Source organism: Bacteroidota bacterium (assembly GCA_030706565.1).
In the GTDB taxonomy this organism is placed as follows: domain Bacteria; phylum Bacteroidota; class Bacteroidia; order Bacteroidales; family JAUZOH01; genus JAUZOH01.
This window is the reverse complement of sequence record JAUZOH010000421.1, coordinates 1-3,138: the sequence shown is the minus strand read 5'-3', so window position 1 is coordinate 3,138 and position 3,138 is coordinate 1. Positions and strand designations below refer to the sequence as shown.

Genomic DNA, 3,138 nt, shown 5'->3' with positions numbered 1-3,138 from the left:
GACAAGGCTATTCATAAGTAAAAGCATGATTAAAATTTCAGCTTATTGTCTTCCCGATATTAAATTGCTTGAAGAAAGCAATACCCGATATTTAATCTGGATACCTGATAAACCGTATATCGTACTTGGAGCTTCAAACCACCCGGAAGATTCCTTAAATCTGGAAAACGTCTTGAAAGATAACATTACCGTGTTAAAAAGACCTTCAGGTGGACAAGCAGTAGTGTTGACCCCCAATAATTTGATAATATCCGTAGTCATCACTGGTGAAAAAACCTTGAAACCCAAAGATGTTTTTCATAATATCAACTCTCTTTTAATTTCAGCAATGAAGGAGGCAGGAATAGATAATCTTTCATTGATGGGAATTTCCGATATTGCCCTATCAGGGAAAAAGATATCAGGCTCGGCTATTTACAGGAACAAAGAGAAACTGTTATATCATGCCGTTCTCAATCTGTGTGAACCAGCTTCCACATTTGAACGATATTTAAAACACCCTTTGAAAGAGCCTTTTTACCGCAATGGCCGAAAACATATTGATTTTGTCATATCACTCAAAGAAAAAGGATACATAGAGAATGACGCCAAACTTTCAAGTATTATTTCTTACGTATACAATTCATTCTCAAAGGTCGAATGGAACTCCATGTTTGCCATATTACCCAGGTGATCCGTCAGCTGACGGATCGGTTCATTGGCGTTTTGCGTTTATTCGCAAACATAATGGTTTCAGATTTATTTAACCGGCAGATCAATTCATTTTTGTAAAACTGTTTGATAAAATCCAACCCTGATCCGGAATCATACCTAATTGAACATCATCATATCTTTTCACCTTCTTTTATTATAAAAAAAATTATCCAACCTTGTACCCTGACTCTAAATGCAGTCTATTTGTTAAAGAATCGCGTGTTTTATGATGATAAGTACAAGTTGGTTGTCTTGTCCCCATCATAGTAACGTGATAATTTTTTATCCTGTCAAATAAATCAGTATCCGATTCAAAGTGTATATCCCGCAATCCTGCTAAAGTACAAATCGTTTTCCTCCAATACAGGATGTTCCAATGGCTACTCCTTCCAAAAATTATATTTTTCAGGATTAAATCTGTCAGGTACGCAAGAATTGCCAATAATTTATTTCAATCCTGTAGAAAAATAGGACTGAAGATGTTGCAATCCAATATCCTTTCTGGATTGCGGAGTATTTGTTTTAATCCATCATCAAAATTTCCTGATGAGATCTAGTAATCGCCAAAACTTTTTGACGAACAAATGTTTTATTAGCATTAACAGAAGTTTTATGGTTATTTTTATCTCATTTCCATTGACAAACGAAATACTTAACATTATAATTTAGCTAAAAAACAAAAAATTAGGATAGTTTTTTTGTAAATTTAGTCCGGATAAAGCGTATAAATTAATAGTTTAGCGCTTTCGTATTAATTTATTGCACTTTCCCGTATTGCCACCAATGCAAAGAGAGACTATGACCATGAAGCCAAATAATCAATCATTCTTCTCCCACAGGATTATGTATTTCTGTTTCCGTGATTTCCCCAAACCGTATAATTTGATTTTTTTATGTTCATTTCAGATTAACTTATTTCATAAAACCAAAATGTTATGGAAAAATCACTCGCCCTTTTATGTAATGTATTATTCCTAACAGCTGGGATAACAGCCGGTCTGGAAACCGCTAATGCTCAAGCTCTGGGGCAACTGGAAAAGATGGCAGGAACTACTGTGGTTGTTCCTGAAGTAAATGGGCCAAGTCCAGTTTCTTCTTCCGTCACCTCCTCAGGCTCATCCTCTTCAATTCTTAAAAGCAGTTCAACCAGCCTTTCCACGGTAGTTGCCGGCGCATTGTTGCAGGGTGTATTAAACAGTCTTTTAAGCAGCCCTGCCGAGAAATCCCCCGAACAACTTGAAGCCGAAAAAAAAGAACAGGAAAGGATAGCCGAGGAAGAGAAATTAAAAAAAGAAATGGAAGAAAAACATCAGCAGGAAGTTTATGACAATCTGATGAAATCATCCAAAGATGTGCCTGGTACTGAAACTCTTGATTTTAAGAATTTGGACGGGAACATGGAGACTTTAAGAAAAGATGCTTCCGATCCTTTTGACTCCGGATCAAAGGGAGGTCAATTAAAGAAAGATTCAGCGGTTATAGGAAAGCCGGTTGCTTCTCCTGATTTAAAAAATTCAAATGGAACTAATCCCGGTCAAACAGCTGCAAATTCCCCCGCCAAAGGAACCGCTTTTTTTGGTGTCCCTGTTTCTTCCCCGGAATTTCAGACAGTTGTCGAACCCGAAAGCGCCCCGGTTTACAAGGACATCAAAACGTCGGTAAACCTTACAGATCAATATCTTAAGAATGAGAAACTTGTTGTTGGCATAATTGCTCAAGCCATTAACAATAATGGAAGTCCGATTATTGAAAAACCAGACTGCAAGACGCTCAATGAGAAGCTCACCCGATACAGGTCTGACCTGGTCAGGTTTCAGGAATGGAATAAAGAAACCTTGGACGAACTTGGAAAATGGAAGAAACAAAACGATGATGCTTTTTGGAATGCTGTTACCGACGGAGCTTCGGCAGCTTTTGGCGTTTTTCTCGATTATTTAAAAGAAACCAGGGCCAGCGCGCTTCAAATAAAGAAGCTTCTTGAAGATAATGAAGCAAAATACCTAAAGGATAAAGTTTTCACAGCCACAGACATAGAGAGATACAAAAAATTACTGGATCAGCGTATAAACCTCTGCAATATAACTGAGTTCTCCAAGTCAGCCATGGAACCCTGGGATTATGTAAATTTTGCAAAAAATTTGCTTCAGGGAACAACTGAAAAATTAACAAAATCCGACGGAGATTGCCAGGGGATGATCAACACGCTTAAAGATCAGGGAATCCTAAGTGAAACGCCCTGGGTTGATGCCGGACAATTTGCAGCTGAAGGAATCATCAATAAATTCCTTCATAATCCGAATCTGATCATAGGTCCTAATTCGGTGCTAAAAAATTCCTTAAAAATCCCTTATGTGACCATTGCCGAACTTGCTGTTAACGAAGCGTACAACGTTACCGATATGTGGAAGAGTTATCAGAATATCTGTACTTTACGTGACGCCGATG

General features: G+C 37.8%; 2 protein-coding genes. Both read left to right on the top strand.

The genetic code is table 11. The features are described 5' to 3' along the window. On the top strand, positions 1-673 hold a 673-nt coding region (locus Q8907_15035), incomplete at its 5' end, for a hypothetical protein (GenBank protein MDP4275586.1). Between the two features lie 955 nt (positions 674-1,628). Then, a partial coding sequence (locus Q8907_15030; protein ID MDP4275585.1) for a hypothetical protein occupies positions 1,629-3,138 on the top strand: 1,510 nt, incomplete at its 3' end.